The organism is Luteimonas granuli (assembly GCF_007795095.1).
Taxonomy (GTDB): domain Bacteria; phylum Pseudomonadota; class Gammaproteobacteria; order Xanthomonadales; family Xanthomonadaceae; genus Luteimonas; species Luteimonas granuli.
The window spans coordinates 493,463-511,990 of sequence record NZ_CP042218.1 but is presented as its reverse complement, the minus strand read 5'-3'; the positions used below and the strand labels follow the sequence as shown (position 1 = coordinate 511,990).

22 protein-coding genes are annotated in these 18,528 nt (G+C 70.1%); 15 read left to right on the top strand and 7 right to left on the bottom strand.

The window, feature by feature from the left end; translation table 11 throughout:
* Positions 1-33: 33 nt before the first annotated feature.
* The 4 genes from FPZ22_RS02340 to FPZ22_RS02325 all read right to left on the bottom strand — a co-directional run bounded on the left by FPZ22_RS02340 (position 34) and on the right by FPZ22_RS02325 (position 2,902).
* Positions 34-1,143: a phospholipase A gene (locus FPZ22_RS02340; RefSeq protein WP_144889901.1), complete on the bottom strand. Its 1,110-nt coding sequence runs from the start codon at positions 1,141-1,143 to the stop codon at positions 34-36.
* Between the two features lie 55 nt (positions 1,144-1,198).
* Positions 1,199-1,684, bottom strand: a complete 486-nt coding sequence (locus FPZ22_RS02335) for a DUF456 domain-containing protein (protein ID WP_144889899.1) — start codon at positions 1,682-1,684, stop codon at positions 1,199-1,201.
* Between the two features lie 77 nt (positions 1,685-1,761).
* Positions 1,762-2,250: a glycine zipper 2TM domain-containing protein gene (locus FPZ22_RS02330; protein WP_144889897.1), complete on the bottom strand. Its 489-nt coding sequence runs from the start codon at positions 2,248-2,250 to the stop codon at positions 1,762-1,764.
* 163 nt (positions 2,251-2,413) lie between these two features.
* Complete coding sequence (locus tag FPZ22_RS02325; protein WP_144889895.1) at positions 2,414-2,902, bottom strand: hypothetical protein; 489 nt, start codon at positions 2,900-2,902, stop codon at positions 2,414-2,416.
* Between the two features lie 60 nt (positions 2,903-2,962).
* Between FPZ22_RS02325 and FPZ22_RS02320 the strand changes: the two genes are divergently transcribed.
* On the top strand, positions 2,963-3,799 hold the full coding sequence (locus tag FPZ22_RS02320; RefSeq protein WP_144889893.1) for a tRNA threonylcarbamoyladenosine dehydratase: 837 nt from the start codon (positions 2,963-2,965) through the stop codon (positions 3,797-3,799).
* A 56-nt stretch (positions 3,800-3,855) separates the two neighbouring features.
* Here FPZ22_RS02320 and FPZ22_RS02315 read toward each other — a convergent pair whose 3' ends face one another.
* Complete coding sequence (locus FPZ22_RS02315) at positions 3,856-4,668, bottom strand: TatD family hydrolase (protein ID WP_210412694.1); 813 nt, start codon at positions 4,666-4,668, stop codon at positions 3,856-3,858.
* Positions 4,669-4,672: 4 nt separating this feature from the next.
* The gene (locus tag FPZ22_RS02310) at positions 4,673-4,903 is read right to left on the bottom strand and encodes a DUF6116 family protein (protein WP_144889891.1); all 231 of its coding nucleotides are present in this window, start codon (positions 4,901-4,903) and stop codon (positions 4,673-4,675) included.
* A 179-nt stretch (positions 4,904-5,082) separates the two neighbouring features.
* On the opposite strand from FPZ22_RS02310, the gene FPZ22_RS02305 reads away from it, so the two are divergent.
* The 4 genes from FPZ22_RS02305 to FPZ22_RS02290 all read left to right on the top strand — a co-directional run bounded on the left by FPZ22_RS02305 (position 5,083) and on the right by FPZ22_RS02290 (position 10,646).
* Positions 5,083-5,880, top strand: coding sequence for a glycine zipper 2TM domain-containing protein (locus tag FPZ22_RS02305; RefSeq protein ID WP_144889889.1), 798 nt, complete (start codon positions 5,083-5,085; stop codon positions 5,878-5,880).
* Positions 5,881-6,556: 676 nt separating this feature from the next.
* Positions 6,557-7,726 carry an acyl-CoA dehydrogenase family protein gene (locus FPZ22_RS02300; RefSeq protein ID WP_144889887.1) on the top strand — a complete coding sequence of 390 codons (1,170 nt, stop codon included), beginning with the start codon at positions 6,557-6,559 and terminating at the stop codon, positions 7,724-7,726.
* 59 nt (positions 7,727-7,785) lie between these two features.
* Positions 7,786-8,337: a GNAT family N-acetyltransferase gene (locus FPZ22_RS02295; protein ID WP_144889885.1), complete on the top strand. Its 552-nt coding sequence runs from the start codon at positions 7,786-7,788 to the stop codon at positions 8,335-8,337.
* A gap of 38 nt (positions 8,338-8,375) precedes the next feature.
* The gene (locus tag FPZ22_RS02290; protein ID WP_144889883.1) at positions 8,376-10,646 is read left to right on the top strand and encodes a thiamine pyrophosphate-dependent enzyme; all 2,271 of its coding nucleotides are present in this window, start codon (positions 8,376-8,378) and stop codon (positions 10,644-10,646) included.
* A gap of 81 nt (positions 10,647-10,727) precedes the next feature.
* On the opposite strand, the gene ygfZ is transcribed toward FPZ22_RS02290, so the two are convergent.
* Entirely contained in the window at positions 10,728-11,621 is an 894-nt protein-coding gene (ygfZ, locus tag FPZ22_RS02285) for a CAF17-like 4Fe-4S cluster assembly/insertion protein YgfZ (protein ID WP_246120880.1), read from the bottom strand.
* A 29-nt stretch (positions 11,622-11,650) separates the two neighbouring features.
* On the opposite strand from ygfZ, the gene FPZ22_RS02280 reads away from it, so the two are divergent.
* The 10 genes from FPZ22_RS02280 (at position 11,651) to lolD (ending at position 18,455) form a co-directional block, all read left to right on the top strand.
* A complete protein-coding gene (locus tag FPZ22_RS02280; protein WP_246120878.1) occupies positions 11,651-11,818 on the top strand; it encodes a DUF1674 domain-containing protein in 168 nt (55 codons plus the stop codon).
* A gap of 86 nt (positions 11,819-11,904) precedes the next feature.
* A complete protein-coding gene (gene sdhC, locus FPZ22_RS02275; protein WP_144889881.1) occupies positions 11,905-12,294 on the top strand; it encodes a succinate dehydrogenase, cytochrome b556 subunit in 390 nt (129 codons plus the stop codon).
* The gene (gene sdhD, locus FPZ22_RS02270) at positions 12,291-12,698 is read left to right on the top strand and encodes a succinate dehydrogenase, hydrophobic membrane anchor protein (RefSeq protein WP_246120869.1); all 408 of its coding nucleotides are present in this window, start codon (positions 12,291-12,293) and stop codon (positions 12,696-12,698) included. The genes sdhC and sdhD overlap by 4 nt, the downstream gene beginning before the upstream one ends.
* Positions 12,699-12,711: 13 nt before the next feature.
* A complete protein-coding gene (sdhA, locus tag FPZ22_RS02265) occupies positions 12,712-14,502 on the top strand; it encodes a succinate dehydrogenase flavoprotein subunit (RefSeq protein ID WP_144889879.1) in 1,791 nt (596 codons plus the stop codon).
* Between the two features lie 12 nt (positions 14,503-14,514).
* Positions 14,515-15,306 (top strand): succinate dehydrogenase iron-sulfur subunit, encoded by a 792-nt coding sequence (locus FPZ22_RS02260; RefSeq protein ID WP_144889877.1) that lies wholly within the window; start codon positions 14,515-14,517, stop codon positions 15,304-15,306.
* A gap of 49 nt (positions 15,307-15,355) precedes the next feature.
* Positions 15,356-15,775, top strand: coding sequence for an MAPEG family protein (locus FPZ22_RS02255; RefSeq protein ID WP_144889875.1), 420 nt, complete (start codon positions 15,356-15,358; stop codon positions 15,773-15,775).
* A 56-nt stretch (positions 15,776-15,831) separates the two neighbouring features.
* Positions 15,832-16,029 (top strand): FAD assembly factor SdhE, encoded by a 198-nt coding sequence (locus FPZ22_RS02250; RefSeq protein ID WP_144893852.1) that lies wholly within the window; start codon positions 15,832-15,834, stop codon positions 16,027-16,029.
* Entirely contained in the window at positions 15,977-16,429 is a 453-nt protein-coding gene (locus FPZ22_RS02245) for a hypothetical protein (protein ID WP_144889873.1), read from the top strand. Before FPZ22_RS02250 ends, FPZ22_RS02245 begins: the two co-directional genes overlap by 53 nt.
* Before the next feature lie 24 nt (positions 16,430-16,453).
* Positions 16,454-17,695, top strand: coding sequence for a lipoprotein-releasing ABC transporter permease subunit (locus FPZ22_RS02240; protein ID WP_144889870.1), 1,242 nt, complete (start codon positions 16,454-16,456; stop codon positions 17,693-17,695).
* Positions 17,688-18,455 (top strand): lipoprotein-releasing ABC transporter ATP-binding protein LolD, encoded by a 768-nt coding sequence (gene lolD / locus FPZ22_RS02235; protein ID WP_144889868.1) that lies wholly within the window; start codon positions 17,688-17,690, stop codon positions 18,453-18,455. The genes FPZ22_RS02240 and lolD overlap by 8 nt, the downstream gene beginning before the upstream one ends.
* Positions 18,456-18,528 lie beyond the last annotated feature (73 nt).

The window sequence follows — 18,528 nt, the reverse complement described above, 5'->3', positions numbered from 1 at the left end:
AGCGGGTCCGGGGACGGGGGTGCCGCCGCCGGCTCAGAACCAGTCGAGCACCGAGATCCCGAGGCCGACGTAGGTCGCGCTGTGGTCGTAGTCGAGAAGGCTCTCGCCATAGCCGCTGAACAGCTGCAGGTGTCCGTGCAGATGGCTGCTGAGCGGGAAGCCCCAGTCCAGCTGCAGGGCCCCGCGCGAGCGCTCGCCGCCGCGCAGGGAGTGCCTCGCCATCAGCGAGAAGGTCTGGTCGCCGCGCGTATGCACGAGGGTGACGTCGCCGCGGCCGATGTAATCCTCGATCTCCGGGTTGTCGTCGTCGCTGCCATCGGAGATGCGGATCCAGGGGCGGAAGGTCACCGCCCAGTCCTCGCGGTCGAGGCCGACGTTGAACATGATCCGGTTCCAGCTGCGCGAGAGCGGGTCGCTGCGGCCGTTGGACTGGTGGTTGATGCCGACCGCGGCCATCCGTCCCTTCCAGCCGCCGAGGCTGTAGCGGTTGCGGAACACGAGCAACACCTCGGGTTCGTGGTTCGTCTCCCGGAAGGGGCGCGAGCTGTCGCTGTTGTAGACCTGCCAGCGCGAGCTCTGGGTGTAGCCCATCCAGATGTCGCCGTTGTCCCCGAACAGGTTCTCCACTGCCTTGGTCTTGAAGCTGATCTGGAACTTGGTCTCGACGTCGTCGATGGCGTCCAGCCGCAGCTCCTGGCCGTCGGCCGAGGAGGTCGGGTTGACGTTGGGGCTGCTGCTCCAGAACGCCGGCAGCAGGTACACCGGCTTGTAGGCGCGCATGTTGAAGGTGCCGAGCTTGGAATCGCGGGCCAGCTCCCAACGGCTGTCGAACAGGGAGCCGCGACCGGCGTTGGCCAGCGCGCGTCGCGGATCGTCGTCGTGCGGGAACACGTCGCTGCCGGTGTCGCCGGCTGGCCTGCGCGCCCGGTCGATGGCCGCGGCCCGCGCCGCCGCGGCGTCGGCGTCCAGCGGGCTGGGCAGCGGGCGCCGCATGGCGCGGTCGTAGCAGGCCAACCGTTCGACCGCGGTCTCGATCGCCACGCAGGCCTCGAGCGCGGGCGTTGCGTCCTGGTCGGAATCCCGGGCATGTGCGGCCAAGGGCATGATGCACAGCAGGAGCAGGGCCGCCCCGTGTCGTTCCATGGGTGTCCGGGTCGAAGGGATGGCCGGAAAGTCTATCGTTCTCCCCGCCCGCCGGTCAGAAGATCCAGGCGAGCACGAACAGCCCCACCATCGTGAACGCCAGTGCCAGCTTCAGCACCGTGCCGAAGACGATACCCAGCCAGGTCCCGAATCCCACCCGGGTGGCCCGTCCGACATCGCGCCCGTGCAGCAGCTCGCCGGCCAGCGCACCCAGGAACGGGCCGGCGAACAACCCCACGATGCCGAAGAACAGGCCGGCGAACGTGCCGATCACCGCGCCGGCCACCGCCTTGCCGCTGGCGCCGACGCGCCGCGCCCCGAGCGCCGTGGCCCAGAAATCGATCATCAGCGAGAACAGGGTCAGGACGCCCAGCACCACCAGCACCGGTATGCCGATGTACTCGAAGTCGCCGGCCCAGGCCCCCAGCACCATGCCCGCGAAGACCAGGGGGAGCCCCGGCAGCGCGGGCAGGATCGTGCCGGCCAGGCCGACGAGCACCAGGATCGCCGCCACGGCGTAAAGGATGATCTGCAGGTCCATCCGCGGAGTCTGCCAAAGAAGGACGGCCCGCAGGGCGGGCCGTCAAGGAGAGAGTAGAGCGTGGATCGGTCGCGGGGTCAGCGGACGAAGGCGCGGCCGTTGGCGACGCTGACGTACGAACCCTCGCGGATGCCGCCGAGGTCGTTCTGGGTGACGACCGTCATGCGACCGTTGTCCAGGCGCACGTGGATGTCGTAGACCGACTGTCCCTGCGTGCGATTCTGGATGGCGTTGCCGGCGACCGCTCCGCCCACGGCACCCGCCACGGTGGCGGTGTTGGCGCGGCCGGCGCTGTCGGTGTTGCGCTCGGCGATCTCGCGCGCGGCCACCGCGCCGACGATGCCGCCGAGCACGGCGCCGGTGGCGTTGGGCGTGTTCGATGCGCGGGCCCGGTGGTCGATGCGGGTGACCACGCCGCAGGTGTCGCAGTAGCCGGACCGCGTGCCGCCGTAACCGCTGCCATAGCCGCTTCCGTAGCCGCCGCCGGAGTAGCCGGGGGAGGTGCTTGCGCAGCCGACCAGCGCGGTGGCGGTGATCATCGCGGCGCTCATCAGGCGGATCTTCATGGGGACTCCTGCACTGCATCGGAAAAGGGATGCCACGGCGCCGACGGTAGGACGGCGGCCGTGAACAGCCCATCAACCATGCGGCCGGTCCAACGATCGCGGAACCGGTGTGCAGGAGGCGTTCATGCCGGCGCGCCTGGTCGGCGCGCCGGCCGCCGCTTCCTCAGCCGCGGAAGTCGGTGTGGCAGGCCTTGCAGTCGGCGCCGATGGCGTCGAGCGTGGTCCTGACGCCGGGGCAGCTGAGCGGCGGCGAGGCCAGGGCCTCGTCGAGGGTGGCGCGGAAGCCGCCGGTGTGGGTCGCGAAACGGCTGTTCTCGCGCAAGTCCGGGAAGGCGGGGTCGAGATCATTGCCCAGTGTGCGCAGAGCCTGCAGATGCGGCAGCACGTCCGTGGCGGCGCAGCGGTTGGCGTCGAGCTTCTGCCGAAGCTGGGCGCTGTGCGCGGACATCAGGTGCATGGTCGCGCGCGGATAGTGGTCCTGCCAGGTTTTCCTGCCGTCGAATGCCCGCAGCAGCATGACCACCGATACGACTCCGATCACCAGGCCCAGCAGGAACAGGAACAGGTACCGACCTGCCGTCGAGGGTGGCTTGCGCGACGGGCGCGGCGCGGCGGGGTTGGACGGCGTGGCTTGCGGCTGCGGCGTCGACATACGGGGCTCCGGGTTGGCGAAAGCGGAGATTGTATTCGGCGCGATCGCTAGAATGAGCGCATGGAGACTGCCTGGACCGAGCGCTTCGGCGGTATCGACCGCCTCTATGGCCGCGGCGCGGTGGAGCGGTTCGCCGCCTGCCACGTCGCCGTGGTCGGGCTTGGCGGCGTTGGCTCCTGGGTGGCCGAAGCCCTGGCGCGCAGCGCGGTCGGGACGCTCACGCTGATCGACGCCGACGACCTCTGCCTGTCCAACACCAACCGCCAGCTGCCGGCGCTCGACGGCCATTACGGCCGGGCCAAGGTCGAGGCCATGGCCGAGCGCTGCCGCGCCATCAATCCGGCCATGGTGGTGCATGCGGTGCCGAGCTTCCTCACGCCGTCCAACCTCGGCGGGCTCCTGGACCGCGGCTACGACCTGGTGGTCGACGCCTGCGACAGCTTCCGGAGCAAGGTCGAGATGATCGCCTGGTGCCGCCGCCGCAGGCTGCCGCTGGTGGCGGTGGGTTCGGCAGGCGGCCGCGTGGATCCCACGCTGGTGCGCGTGCGCGACCTGTCGAAGACCGAGCACGACGCCATGCTGGCGCTGGTGCGCAAGAAGCTGCGCGCCGAGTTCGGTTTCCCGAAGGGACCGAAGCGCTATTTCGGCGTGCCGGCGGTGTACTCGCTCGAGAACGTGCGCTATCCGCAGGCCGACGGCAGCGTCTGCGGCCTGCGCCCGCGGGTGGGTGGCGAGGAAGGCTTCAAGCTCGACTGCGGCGGCGGCCTCGGCGCCGCCACGCACATCACCGGCGCATTCGCGTTCGCGGCCGCGGGCAAGGCGCTGGAGATGCTGCTCGCGCGCGCCCCGGCGCGCGAGGCGGCGCCGGCCGGCGCGGACATGGGGACGGCGGCGTGAGGGCAGGCCGCGGAAGCGGCGAGGCGGCTCCTGTACGGCGGCCCGGCAGCGCGGGATCAGCCGACCGCGAGGGGTGACGGGCCGGCCGCAGGGTCCGGGACCTCGCCTCCAGGCAGTCCGAACAGGCGGCGCGCGTTGGCGGTCGTGGCCGCGGCCACCTCCTCGGCGGGCACCCGGCGCAGGGCGGCGATGGTCTCGCAGACCACGGCCAGGCGCGCCGGTTCGTTGCGTTGGCCCCGGATGCCCGAATCGGGCTGGTCGGGCGCGTCGGTCTCGAGCAGCAGGTGGTCCAGCGGCACGGTCGCCGCCAGCCTGTGCAGGCGACGGGCGCGCTCGTAGGTCACCGGCCCCCCGAGGCCGATCATGAAGCCGAGCTCCAGGAGCTTCTCCGCCTGCTGCAGGCTCCCGGAGAAGCTGTGCACCACGCCGCGCAGGCCGCCGACGCGGCGGATCGCGGCGGTGACCTGGTCCACCGCGCGCCGTGCGTGCACGATCACCGGCAGGTCGACGTCGCGCGCGATCCGCAGCTGGGCCTCGAACCAGTGCGCCTGCCGGTCGCCGTCCAGCCCTTCGACGAAGAAGTCCAGGCCGCATTCTCCCACCGCCACCGGACGCTCGCGCTCGATCCACTCGCGCAGGCGATCCAGGTGCGGCTCGCGATGGTGCTCGAGGAAGGTCGGGTGCAGGCCGTAGGCCGCGAACAGCCCGGGGGCGCATGCCACGGCGTCGCGCAGCAGCGGCCACGCGTCGGCATGCGTGGCCGGCAGCACCTGCATGCGCACGCCCGCGGCGCGCGCGCGGGCGACGACCTCCGTGCGGTCGCGGTCGAACTCTCGGGCGTCGAGGTGGCAGTGCGAATCGACCAGCATGTGCTCAGCCGCGACGGGCGCCGCCGTCGATCACGCGACCTCCGGACCGACCGGGCCTGCGCCTGCGGCGCCCCAGCATCAGTGCGCCGATGCCCAGCAGCAGTTCGTCGACGAAGGGCAGGGGGTCGGGAACGAACAGATTGACCACGAACAGCGCCGTCGCCACCACGAACAGCTTGGGATGGCTCAGTCCGCCGAGCCAGCGCATCAGCGGAGCGAGCATGGGATTGGGCATGGGTCCCGACTCCTTCGATGTGTCGGGCGGCACGCTAGCACGCAGCGGGTGCGACCGGATTCACGCATTGGTCAGGCCGGGACGCTGCGGCCGGCACCGGTTCAGCTGCGAAGTGTTGGAATCCCGTTACGTCCAGTCCATTCACCCGCAACCGGCGCAATCTTCCCCAGGAGCCTGCCATGAAGAACAACACGCTCGCCATCGCCCTTGCTTCGCTGCTGGTCGGCGGCGTCGCGGTCGCCGCGTTCCAGGGCAGCCGCAACGACGGCCCGCGCAGTGACGTCGCCCGCCCCACCGTGGACAGCGAGCGGGCGTTCGATGACAGCGTCATCCCGACCGAGGGCCGCCTCGAATACGCGAGCGTGGTCGCCATCGAGCCGATCACCAGCCGCGAACCGCAGTACGCGACGGTGATCGGATCCGAGGCGATCCGCGAAACCACCACCACCAGCTCCCCGCGCGAGATCTGCGAAGACGTGGTCGTCCAGGATCGGCTGCCCGAGCGCGACGGCAACGTCGGCGGCACGGTCGCTGGCGCGGTCATCGGCGGCCTGGTCGGCAACCAGGTCGGCGGCGGCAGCGGCCGCAAGCTGGCCACGGTGGCCGGTGCGGTCGGCGGCGGCTTCGCCGGCCGCGAGATCGACCGCCGCCATGTCGGCGGCCGCGTCGTCGAGCGCGTCGACCGCCAGTGCCGCACGGTGCATGACAGTTCGGAGTCGTCGCGCGTGGTGGCCTACAACGTGACGTTCCGCAACCCTGACGGCACCATCGGCAACATGCGTACCGAGAGCAAGCCGGGCAACCGCATCGCCCTGGGCGATGCCGAGGTCACCGTGGGCTACGACGTGACCTATCTCTACGACGGCGTCGAACGCAGCATCCGCATGGATGAGCGTCCCGGCGACCGCCTGCCCGTGATCGATGGCCAGGTGGTGACGCAGGTCGCGGCCGTGGATGAAGACACGGCCCGGAGCTGAAGTCCGGTCCGGCACGAAGAAAGAGACGCCCCCGCCCAGGGGGCGTCTTTTTCTGGTTCTTCTCCCGAGTGAGGGGACGCTCCGTTCGAGTCCGGGTCGGCCGCCAGGGGCGATCCGGTGAAGTCCGGGCCGCCCGCCGCGGATGCAGGGGGGGAATGCCCCGCCGGATTCTCCGCGTCCTGCTGCCAGATCCGGCCGCCGGCCATCCATGGCCGGCTCTGGGCATCCCCCCTGCATCCGCGGCGGGCACGACCTTTGGTCGCGGTCTGGAAGATTTTCCAAGAGCGACGTCCGCGTCGAAGCGGAGAGCGTCATGACCGGGAGCAGCGCGGCTCCGCCGCTCTTGATCTTCCCTCCCGAAGCCGGAGAACGCCGGAGCCCGTCCCGTGCACAGGGGGTGTGCGGACAGCCGGCCATGGATGGCCGGCGGCCGGCCGATGGGAGCAGGACGCGGAGACGGCCGGGGAGCACACCCCCTGTGCGCGGGGCGGGCTGCGCGGACCCCAACGAGGCGACTTCAAGGCGCGGCGGTGCGCAAGAAGCGCGACAACGCCTACTCCCGGAGTTGGGAGAAGAACCTTTTTCTTGTTCTCCCCCGGACGCATGGACGCGGGCAGACATCGGCGCCGGCAGAGTGGCTAGAATGCTGGGCTTTCCAGCCGACGGTTGCGATCCCATGGCCCTGAACCCCTACGACCTGTACGACGTCCGCTCCCTGCTCAGCGAAGAGGAGCGCGCGGTCCAGGACACCGTCGCCCGCTTCACCGACGAGCGCGTGCTGCCGATCATCGGCGAATGCTTCGACGAGGGCCGCTTCCCGACGGAGCTGATCCCCGAGATCGCGGGCCTGGGCCTGCTGGGGGCGACCCTCCCGGCCGAGTACGGCGGCGCGGAACTCAACTACGTCAGCTATGGCCTGATCTGCCAGGAGCTGGAGCGCGGCGACTCCGGCCTGCGCAGCTTCGCCAGCGTGCAGTCCTCGCTGTGCATGTATCCGATCTTCGCCTACGGCACCGAGGAGCAGAAGAAGCGCTGGCTTCCGGACATGGCCGCGGGCAAGGTCATCGGCTGCTTCGGCCTGACCGAGCCGCACGGCGGCTCCGACCCGGCCAACATGAAGACCCATGCGAAGCGGGACGGCGGCGACTGGGTGATCAACGGCTCCAAGATGTGGATCACCAACGGCAACCTCGCCGACATCGCCATCGTCTGGGCGCAGACCGACGACGGGATCCAGGGCTTCGTGGTCGAGAAGGACTTCGCCGGCTTCAAGGCCCAGCTGGTCAAGCACAAGATGAGCCTGCGCGCTTCGGTGACCAGCGCGCTCTTCTTCGACAACGTACGCGTGCCCGAAGCCAACCGCCTGCCCAACGTCAAGGGTCTCAAGGGCCCGCTGGGCTGCCTGACCCAGGCGCGTTACGGCATCACCTGGGGTCCGATCGGCGCGGCGATCGCTTGCCTCGACGAGGCCCTGGGCTATTCGAAGGAGCGCATCCTGTTCGGCCGTCCGGTCGCCGCGACCCAGAGCGCGCAGATCAAGATGGCCGACTGGGCGCGCCGCATCACCTCGGCGCAGCTCCTGAGCCTGCAGCTTGGGCGCCTGAAGGACGCCGGCACCATGCAGCCGACGCAGGTCAGTCTGGCGAAATGGAACAACTGCCGCATGGCCATCGACATCGCCCGCGAGGCGCGTGACCTGCTCGGCGGCGCCGGCATCACCACCGAACACTCGCCGATCCGCCATGCGCTCAACCTCGAGTCGGTCATCACCTACGAGGGCACGGAAACCGTGCACCAGCTGGTGGTGGGCCGCGAACTGACCGGCATCAACGCGTTCGGCGGCTGACCGCCACCACGCCGCGGCCGGGCGTCGCGGCCACTCACGGGGGAACGGGGAACGAGATCATGGCGCTGGACGGGATCCGCATCGAAACCGAACGCCTGGTGCTGCGCGTGCCGCGGATCGGGGACTTCGACCGCTTCGCCGAGCTGCTTGCCGACGAGGACGCGGCGCGCCACATCGGCGGCCACGCGCCGCGGGCCGCGGCCTGGCGCAGGTTCCTGCAGCAGCCGGGTGCCTGGCTGCTGCAGGGTTTCGGGATGTTCTCGGTCACCGACCGCGACAGCGGTCTCTGGCTGGGCCAGCTGGGGCCGTGGAAGCCCGAAGGCTGGCCGGGCAACGAGATCGGCTATTCCTTCCATCCCGACGCCTGGGGCAGGGGCTATGCGACCGAGGCTGCCGTGGCGGCGATCGACTGGGCGCTTGAGCGCCTCGGCTGGGACGATTTCATCCACTGCATCGCGCCCGAAAACACGGCTTCCAAGAAGGTCGCCGCCCGCCTCGGGTCGACGTTCCTGGGGCCCGGGCGGCTGCCGCCGCCGTACGAGGACCTGCCCAGCGAGGTCTGGGGCCAGACCGCCGCGCAGTGGCAGGACAACCGGAAGCGCTTCGCCTGAAGGGCGCTTCGCACACCATTCGACACAGGGCCTCACCGATGTTCGCAGTCGTTCCGAATCCCGTTCCGGCCCGCATGAAGGGCCTCAACCGCGCCGAGATCTGCGACGTCAACTTCCAGGAGTTCGTGCGCGGCTGGAGCGGTCGCGCCGATGCGAAGCCGGCCGACGACGAGGCGATCCTCGACGGAAGCGCGCTCGATGCCCGCGGCTTCCGCGAGCTGTTCGAATCGCAGCTGATCAGCCGCCACCTCGACCTGATGGCGCGCGTGCTCCGGGTGCAGAACAAGGTCTTCTACACCATCGGCTCCAGTGGCCACGAGGGCAACGCGATGGTCGCGCGGCTCACACGGCATACCGATCCGGCCTTCCTGCACTACCGCAGCGGCGGTTTCATGGCCGAGCGGTTCCGCAAGCTGCCGGGCATGGACCCGGTGATGGATTCGGCGCTGTCGTTCGCGGCGTCGAAGGAAGACCCGGCCAGCGGAGGCCGCCACAAGGTCTGGGGCAGCAAGCCGCTGTGGGTGCTGCCGCAGACCTCGACCATCGCTTCGCACCTGCCCAAGGCGTTCGGCACCGCGGTCGCCATCGAGCAGGCGCGGCGCATCGGCCACGCACTGCCGGTTCCCGACGACAGCATCGCCATCTGCTCCTTCGGTGACGCGTCGAGCAACCACGCCACAGCCCAGACCGCGTTCAACGTGGCCGCCTGGACGGCGTACCAGAAGCTGCCGGCGCCGGTGCTGTTCGTCTGCGAGGACAACGGCATCGGCATCTCGGTGAAGACCCCGGACGGCTGGATCGCTCGCAACTTCAGCCAGCGCCCGGACCTGGACTATTTCTTCGCCGACGGCCTCGACCTGGCCGCCGGCTACGGCGACGTGCAGCGGGCGGTCGAACACTGCCGCCGCACGCGTCGCCCGACCTTCCTGCACCTGCGCACCACCCGGATCATGGGCCACGCCGGCACCGACTTCGAGATCGAATGGCGCTCGATCGAGGAGCTCTGCGCGGTGGAGGCCACCGACCCGCTCCTGCGTTCCGCCGCGATCGCGCTCCAGTCCGGGCTGATGTCGAAGGACGACGTGCTCGACCTCTACGAAGCCACGCGCGCGAAATGTTTCGCCGCCGCCGAGGAGGCCGACCGCCGGCCGCGGCTGGAGTCGCTGGAGGAGGTGATGGCACCGCTGGCGCCGTATACGCCCGACGCGGTGGCCGCCGAGGCCGCGCGCGCCGACTACGCCGACCGTCGCCTCGAGGTCTTCGGCGGCGAGGCGAAGCTGCCCGAGAACCAGCCGCCCAGGCACCTCGCGGTCCAGATCAACCAGGCCCTGCACGACCTGTTCGCCAAGTATCCGGAAACGCTGCTGTTCGGCGAGGACGTGGCCCAGAAGGGCGGCGTCTACACCGTCACCAAGGGCCTGCAGAAAGCCTTCGGCCCGCGCCGCGTCTTCAACACCCTGCTGGACGAGACCGTGATCCTCGGCCTGGCCCAGGGCTACGCCAACATGGGCCTGTTGCCGATGCCGGAGATCCAGTACCTGGCGTACTTCCACAACGCCTGCGACCAGATCCGGGGCGAGGCGGCCAGCCTGCAGTTCTTCTCCAACGGCCAGTACCGCAACCCGATGGTGATGCGGATCGCTTCGCTGGGCTACCAGCGCGGCTTCGGCGGGCACTTCCACAACGACAACTCGATCACCGCCCTGCGCGACATCCCCGGGCTCGTCGTCGGCTGCCCCAGCCGCGGTGACGACGCGGTCACCATGCTCCGGACGCTGATGGCGCTGGCGAAGGTCGACGGCCGCGTCTGCGCCTTCCTGGAGCCGATCGCGCTGTACATGACCAAGGATCTGTACGAGGCCGGCGACGGGGGCTGGCAGACGGCGTACCCGGCACCCGGCGAGGCGATGGTGCCGGGCGAGGGCCGCGTCTACGGCGAAGGCAACGACGACCTGGTGATCTTCAGCTTCGGCAACGGCGTGCCGATGAGCCTGCGCGCCGCGCGCGCGATCGAGGCGAAGCACGGCTGGAAGGTGCGCGTGGTCGACCTGCGCTGGCTGGTGCCGCTCAACGAAGCGTTCATCCGCGAACAGGCCGCCACGGCGAAGCGCATCCTGATCGTCGACGAAGGCCGCCGCAGCGCCGGCGTGGGCGAGGGCATCGTCACCGCGCTGGTGGAGGGTGGGCTCTCGGCTGTCCCGCTGCAGCGTGTGGTCGGGGCGGACACCTTCACCCCGCTGGCAGGCGCGGCCTTCCTGGTCATCCCGTCCGAAGAGCAGATCGTCGCAGCGGTGGGACGCTTCGCCTAGGCGATCTCAAGCGGGCCACCCTCCGGGAGAGTCCGCGCCGCGGGAGGTGGCTGGCGGGAGGAGTGCTCCGCCCTGCGGAACTCAGCGCGCCAGCCCGTCCAGGAGCGGGAGCGGCGCCAGGGGCTGGCCGTCCGCGGTCCAGGGCGCGGTCGGGTCGCTGGAGCGGTCCAGCGGGATCACCGCCAGGACGAGGGCCGCGTGGCCCGGTACCTCGCCGGCGGACGGCGTGGCGCAGGTCACGGTGCCGATGTTCCGGTCGCCTTCCATCACCGCAGCGCCGGGGGCGGGGGCAGCGTCGGCGCCGAAGAGCGCCAGCCCACGCTTGGCCTGGCCCAGGTAATGGGTGCGGGCCACGATCTCCTGCCCCGGATAGCAGCCCTTGCGCACGCTGTAGGCCCTGAGCCGGTCGAGCGACAGCTGCTGCGGAGTCCAGGCGTCCAGCCCGGCAACGCCGGGCCGGGGCAGCCCGTGGGCCAGATCGTAGGCGCGCCAGCGCGCCAGCACGTCGGCGTCGACAGGGTTGTCGCAGCCATTGCAGATGCGCAGTGTGCGCGGCCGTGTCCCGTCGCCGACGTCGAGTTCGATGCGACCCCTGGCATCGGTGGCGGAATCCGCGCCGGAAGCCGACGCGGGCGGGCCGAGGATGCCGCAGACCGACCGCCCCTCGGGGATCCGCAGCGTCACCTTGCTGCGGAACACGAAGCGGCCCAGCGCCGCGGCGAGCGCGACGGCGTCGCCGTCGGGAAGCACCAGCCACAGCGTTTCCGGCCCCGAACGCAGCAGCGCGAACAGCGCCTGCACGCGGCCCTTGGGCGAAAGCCAGCCGCTCCACTGCCACTGGCCGTCGGCCAGAGCGGAGAGATCGCCCATGAACTGTGCCTGCGCGAACGCGATCGCGTCACGGCCTTCGAGCTCGAGCAGTGCATGTTCGGGGAGGGCGGTGAAAGGCGCCTTGATGGCCGCTGACTTGTCCAAACTGTGCTCCGGGACGTAAACTCAGGCTCGTGCCAGACCCCGCAATCATAGGCGAAACGCCGCCCGAAGCCGCTCCGGAGACCCTTCCTGAGCGCCCCGCGGCGCCCACGCCTGCGCCCGAAACCGGCGGACGGGATGGCCCCGACCCGACGCGCTACGGCGACTGGGAAAAAAACGGACGCTGCATCGATTTCTGATGCGCCGGCCGCAGGACGCGGCCACTGAACGACTTTTCATTGAGCCAACGCGGCGTACGTGCCGCCCAGCGAGAGATGCCGCCGCGATGAGCCATCCCAACCGTCCACTGTCGCCGCACATCCAGGTGTACCGGTGGCAGATCACCATGACCATGTCCATCCTGCACCGCGCCACGGGCATCGCCCTGGTGGCCGGCGCGTTCGGACTCGCATGGTGGCTGCTTGCCGTTGCCGCGGGTGGCGAGGCCTATGCGTCCGCCGCCGCCTGCCTGGCCTCTCCGCTCGGCAAGGTCGCCCTGTTCGGCTTCTCCGCCTCGCTGGTCTACCACCTGCTCAACGGCATCCGCCACCTGCTGTGGGACGCCGGCTGGGGCTTCGAGATCCCGGAGGTCTACCGCTCGGGCTACACCGTTGCCGCGCTCACCCTGGTGTTCACCGCCCTGATCTGGTTCTTCGCGATGGGAGGTGCGGCATGACCGACGTCGACGCCAAGGCGATCCCCGAGTACCCCACGCCGCTGAAGCGCGCGCGTGCCCTGGGTTCCGCGAAGTCCGGCACCGGCCACTTCTGGTGGCAGCGGGTGACCGCCGTGGTCCTGGCGCTGCTGGTGCCGTGGCTGGTGGGCATCCTCGTCTCCCTGGTGGGCGCCGACCTCGGCCACGTGCACGACGTCTTCTCGCGGCCCTACAACGCCATCCTGATGGCGCTGTTCGTGGTCGCGCTGTTCTGGCACGCCAAGCTGGGCCTGCAGGTGGTGATCGAGGACTACATCCACAACCGCGCCGTCGAGCTGACCCTGCTGGTGCTCAACATCCTCCTTTGCAGCCTCGGCGCGCTGGCGTCGCTGTACGCGATCTTCCGCATCGCGCTGCTGGCCTGACGAAGAAGCCGAAATGACCAACGCCTACAAGATCACCGAACACACCTACGACATGATCGTGGTGGGAGCCGGCGGCGCCGGCCTCCGCGCCACCTTCGGCCTGGCCCAGAAGGGCCTGCGCACGGCCTGCATCACCAAGGTCTTCCCGACCCGCTCGCACACCGTCGCGGCGCAGGGCGGCATCTCGGCCGCGCTGGGCAACATGGGCGAGGACGACTGGCGCTTCCACTTCTACGACACCATCAAGGGCTCCGACTGGCTGGGCGACCAGGACGCCATCCAGTACATGTGCCGCGAGGCCATCCCGGCGATCATCGAGCTCGAGCACCAGGGCGTGCCGTTCTCGCGCACCGAGGAAGGCAAGATCTACCAGCGCCCCTTCGGCGGCATGACCACGCACTACGGCAAGGGCATCGCCCAGCGCACCTGCGCCGCGGCCGACCGCACCGGCCACGCCATGCTGCACACGCTGTACCAGCAGTCGCTGGCGCACCGGGCGGAGTTCTTCATCGAGTACTTCGCGCTCGACCTGATCATGGACGAGGAGGGCGTCTGCCGCGGCGTGCTCGCCATCGACATGGCCGAGGGCACACTCCACCTGTTCCGCGCCCAGGGCACGGTGCTGGCGACCGGCGGCTACGGCCGCGCCTACTTCAGCGCGACCTCGGCGCACACCTGCACCGGCGACGGCGGCGGCATGGCGCTGCGCGCCGGCCTGGGGCTTCAGGACATGGAGTTCGTGCAGTTCCACCCGACCGGCATCTACGGCGCCGGCTGCCTGATCACCGAGGGCGTGCGCGGCGAAGGCGGCATCCTGCGCAACGCGCAGGGCGAGCGCTTCATGGAGCGCTACGCGCCCAACGCCAAGGACCTCGCCTCGCGCGACGTCGTCAGCCGTTCGATGACCATCGAGATCCGCGAGGGACGCGGCGTCGGCGAGCACAAGGACCACATCCACCTCGACCTGACCCACCTCGACCCGAAGGACATCCACGAGAAGCTGCCCGGCATCGCCGAGAGCGCGCGGATCTTCGCCGGCGTCGACGTCGAGAAGCAGCCGATCCCGGTCATTCCCACCGTCCACTACAACATGGGCGGCGTGCCGACCAACTACCACGGCGAAGTCGTGCAGCTGAAGGACGGCGACCCGGACGCGATCGTGCCCGGCCTGTACGCCATCGGCGAGGCCGCCTGCGTGTCCGTGCACGGTGCCAATCGCCTGGGCTCGAACTCGCTGCTCGACCTCGTGGTGTTCGGCCGCGCGGTCGCCAACCGCTGCGCCGAGACCATCAAGCCCGGCCAGGCGCACAAGAAGCTCGCCGGCGACGCCTGCGACAAGGCGCTGGCCAACCTCGACCGCCTGCGCCACGCCAACGGCGGCACGCCCACGGCGGTCATCCGCGACAACATGCAGCGCACCATGCAGGCCGACGCCGCGGTGTTCCGCACCGGCGAGACCCTGGCCGAGGGCGTGGCGAAGATCCGCGAGATCAACGCCTCGTTCGCCGACGTCAAGGTCAGCGACCGTTCGCTGGTCTGGAACTCCGACCTGATCGAGACCCTCGAGCTGCAGAACCTGCTCGGCCTGTCGCTGGCGACCATCGTTGCCGCGGAGAACCGCAAGGAATCGCGCGGCGCCCACGCCCGCGAGGACTATCCGGACCGCGACGACGTGGAATGGCAGAAGCACTCGCTGACCTGGGTGGACGAGGCCGGCAATACCCGCATCGACTACCGCCCGGTGCACATGTACACGCTCGACGATGAGGTCGAAGTCGTCCCGCCCGTTGCGCGCGTCTACTAGGATCGAAAGCAGATGGCCGAATTCTCTCTTCCCAGGAACTCCAGGGTCCACAAGGGCAAGCACTTCGCGGCGCCCTCGGGCTCGACCCGCGTGCGCCAGTTCAAGGTCTACCGCTGGAGCCCCGACGACAGCGAGAACCCGCGCACCGACACCTACGAGGTCGACCTCGACAAGTGCGGCCCGATGGTTCTCGACGCGCTGATCAAGATCAAGAACGAGATCGACCCCACGCTGACCTTCCGCCGCTCCTGCCGCGAAGGCATCTGCGGTTCGTGCGCGATGAACATCGATGGCACCAACACGCTGGCCTGCACCAAGGCCATCGAGGACTGCGGCAAGGGCAAGGGCGAGGTTCCGGTCTACCCGCTGCCGCACATGGAGGTGGTGAAGGACCTGGTCCCGGACCTCACCCATTTCTACGCGCAGTACGCCTCCATCCAGCCCTGGATCCGCACCCAGAGTTCGCCGCCGCCCGATCGCGAGCGGCTGCAGTCGAAGGAGGACCGCGCCAAGCTCGACGGCCTCTACGAGTGCATCCTCTGCGCCTGCTGCAGCACCGCCTGCCCCAGCTACTGGTGGAACGGCGACCGCTACCTCGGCCCGGCGATCCTGCTGCAGGCCTACCGCTGGATCGTCGACTCGCGGGACGAGGACACGGGCGCGCGCCTGGACGACCTCGAGGATCCGTTCAAGCTCTACCGCTGTCACACCATCATGAACTGCACGCGGACCTGTCCGAAGGGGTTGAACCCGGCCAAGGCGATCGGCTCCATCAAGCAGCTGATGCTGGAGCGGCAGGTCTGATCCACATCGCGCCGGCATCCGCCGGCGCGATCGTTCCGGGGAGAGAGGAATGACGAATCCGATCCTGTGGCCGGGCGTGGCGCTGGTCGCACTGACTTTCGCGGTGGCCGTGGTGATGTACCGCCGCCGGATCGGCGAGATGATGCGCGAGCGCATCCATCCGCAGTCGGTGGCACTGTCGGTGCAGGTCGCGCAGCGGTTGTCCGACAGCCGCGCCTCGGACAACTACCGCAATCTGTTCGAGCTGCCGGTGCTGTTCTACTTCGGTGTCGCGCTGTCGGCGGCTGCCGGCGTTGGCGACCCCTACGTGCTGGGACTGGCCTGGGGTTTCGTGGTCCTGCGGGTCGCGCACAGCGCCATCCAGTGCAGCTACAACAAGGTCATGCACCGTTTCCGGGTCTTCATCGCCGGCATGGCGGTGCTGGCACTGTTGTGGATCCGCCTGGCCTGGGTCCTGGTCCAGTCGTGAGCGCGGGAGGCGACGAGATCGAGCTCCGCCGCCTGCGTTGGCGGTGCCGGCGCGGCATGCGCGAGCTCGACCGGCTGCTCGAGCGCTGGCTGGAACAGGGATGGCGGGCTTCCCCCACCGACGAGCGCGAAGCCTTCCTGCGGCTGCTGGACAGCGAGGACGATAGGCTCTGGAAATGGTTCCTCGGCCATGAGCGCTCCGATGACCCGCAGGTCGACGCCCTGGTGCAACGGATACGTTCCCTGCCGCATTGAGTGGCGCCCCTCGCGCTGGCTGCTGGCCGCGCTGTTCTTCCTGGCCATCGCCGCGCCCTTCGCCACGCTCGCCAGCGGCCTGCCGCGCGCCGTGGCCTGGCCGCTGGCCGCGGCCGCGGCCGCCCATGGCCTGGTCGCCTTCGTGCGGGAGCGGCGGCGTGGCCCACGCAGGCTGCTGTTCACCGCCGAGGGCCGGCTGATGGTCGACGGGACCGAAGCCATGCATGTGCAGGTGCACTGGCGGGGCCCGCTGGCCTTCCTGTCCTGGCGCGACGCCACCGGTCGCCGCCAGCGTCTGGCGTGGTGGCCCGACACCCTGCCGTCGGAGCGGCGGCGTGAATTGCGGCTGGCCGCGGGCCGGCTGTCCGCTGCGCCCGGGGCGCCATCGGTGGCACCATAGCGGCCTTCGAGCCGGCGAGACCCGATGTTCAAACCACTGCCCGTCGCCATCGGCCTGCGCTATCTGCGCGCCAAGCGCCGCAACGGCTTCATCTCCTTCATCTCGCTGGCCTCCATCCTCGGCATCGCCATCGGCGTGACCGCGCTGATCACCACTCTGGCGGTGATGAGCGGCTTCCAGCGCGAGATCCGCGACCGCATGCTGCAGATGACCCAGCACGCGACCGTCAGCGCGCACGGCGAGCCGATGCGCAACTGGCGCGAGGCGATGGACGCCGCCGGTCGCGACCCGCGCGTCGCCGGCGCGGCGGCCTACATCTCCACCGAGGCCCTGCTGTCCGGAAAGCGGCGCGAGCCGGCCATGGTCCGCGGCATCCTGCCGGCCGATGAGGCGAAGGTCTCGGTCCTCGGCCAGCGCATGGTCGAGGGCAGCCTCGAGACGCTGACCCCCCGCAGCTACAACGTGGTGCTGGGCCGCGAGCTCGCGCTCTGGCTGGGCGTGCGCGTGGGCGACAGCGTGGTCGCGACCACCGACTTCCAGGCCACGCCGATGGGCGCGGTACCCCAGCTCAAGCGCTTCATCGTGAGCGGCATCTTCGAAGCCGGCTACCAGGAATTCGATCGCGGCCTGGCCGTGGTCCACATCGAGGACCTGCAGCGCCTGCTGCGCATGGGCGACGGCGTGACCGGCGTCCGCCTGCAGATGCACGACATGGACCAGGCGTATGCGGTGGCCCGCGACCTCGCGCTGGAACTCGGGGGGCCGTACATGGTGAGCGACTGGACCATGGAGAACGCACACCTGTTCCGCGCCCTGAAGCTCGAGAAGACCATGATCGCGATCCTGCTGTCGCTGATCATCGCCATGGGTGCCTTCAACCTGGTGTCCTCGCAGGTGATGCTGGTGACCGACAAGCAGTCCGACATCGCCATCCTGCGCACGCTGGGCCTGACGCCGCGGGGAGTGATGCAGGTGTTCATGGTGCAGGGCACGCTGATCGGCGTGATGGGCACGCTGATGGGCGTGGCCGGCGGCATCGCGCTGACCCTCAACCTCGAGCACATCCTGCGCCTGATCGAGAAGATCACCGGTGCGGAGCTGATGCCGGCGGACGTCTACTACATCACCGGGCTGCCGACCGAACTGAGCGGGCAGGACATCGCCATCGTCGCGGCGGTCGCCCTGGCCATGGCCTTCCTGGCCACCATCTATCCGGCGCGGCGCGCGGCGCGCACGGCTCCGGCGGAGGCGCTGCGCTATGAGTGAGCAGACAGCCAGGGGCGACGCGGCCCGCGCGACGGTTGGCCGCGACGCGCGCGCGACCGGTCGCGATCCGGCGGAAGTGGTCGGCGCGCAGGGTCTGGGCAAGACCTACGCCGAGGGGCGCCTGCGCACGCCGGTCTTCGACGGCCTGGACCTCAGCGTCGCAGCGGGCGAGACGGTGGCCATCCTCGGTGCCTCGGGAGCGGGCAAGAGCACGCTGCTGCACCTGCTGGGGGGCCTGGACACGGCCACCGCGGGCGAGGTCTACGTGGCCGGCCAGCGGATGGGCGCGCTGTCGGACGCCGACCGCGGCCGGCTGCGCAACCGTGCGCTGGGCTTCGTCTACCAGTTCCACCACCTGCTGCCGGAGTTCAGCGCGCTGGAGAACGTGATGCTGCCGGTGATGCTGTCCGGCGCCGGCGCGCCTGACGCCGCGGCCCGGGCGCGCGCCCTGCTGGAAGCGGTCGGGCTGGGCCACCGCCTGGAGCACAAGCCCGGCGAACTTTCCGGCGGCGAACGCCAGCGCGCGGCCGTGGCCCGCGCCCTGGTCAACCGTCCGTCCTGCGTGCTCGGCGACGAGCCCACGGGCAACCTCGACGAGAAGACCGCCACAGTGGTGTTCGAGCTGATGCTCGAACTCAATCGCGCCGAACGCACCAGCCTGGTGCTGGTCACCCACGATCGCGGCCTGGCACGCCGTCTCGACCGCGTCCTGGAACTCCACGACGGCAAGCTGCGCGAGATCGCTCCGGCCAGCGCCTGACGCCAACGCGAGCGGCCGCAATCGCACCTACAGGAGCGCGCAGGCTCGACTGACGTCGGGTTCGGGCCTGGCG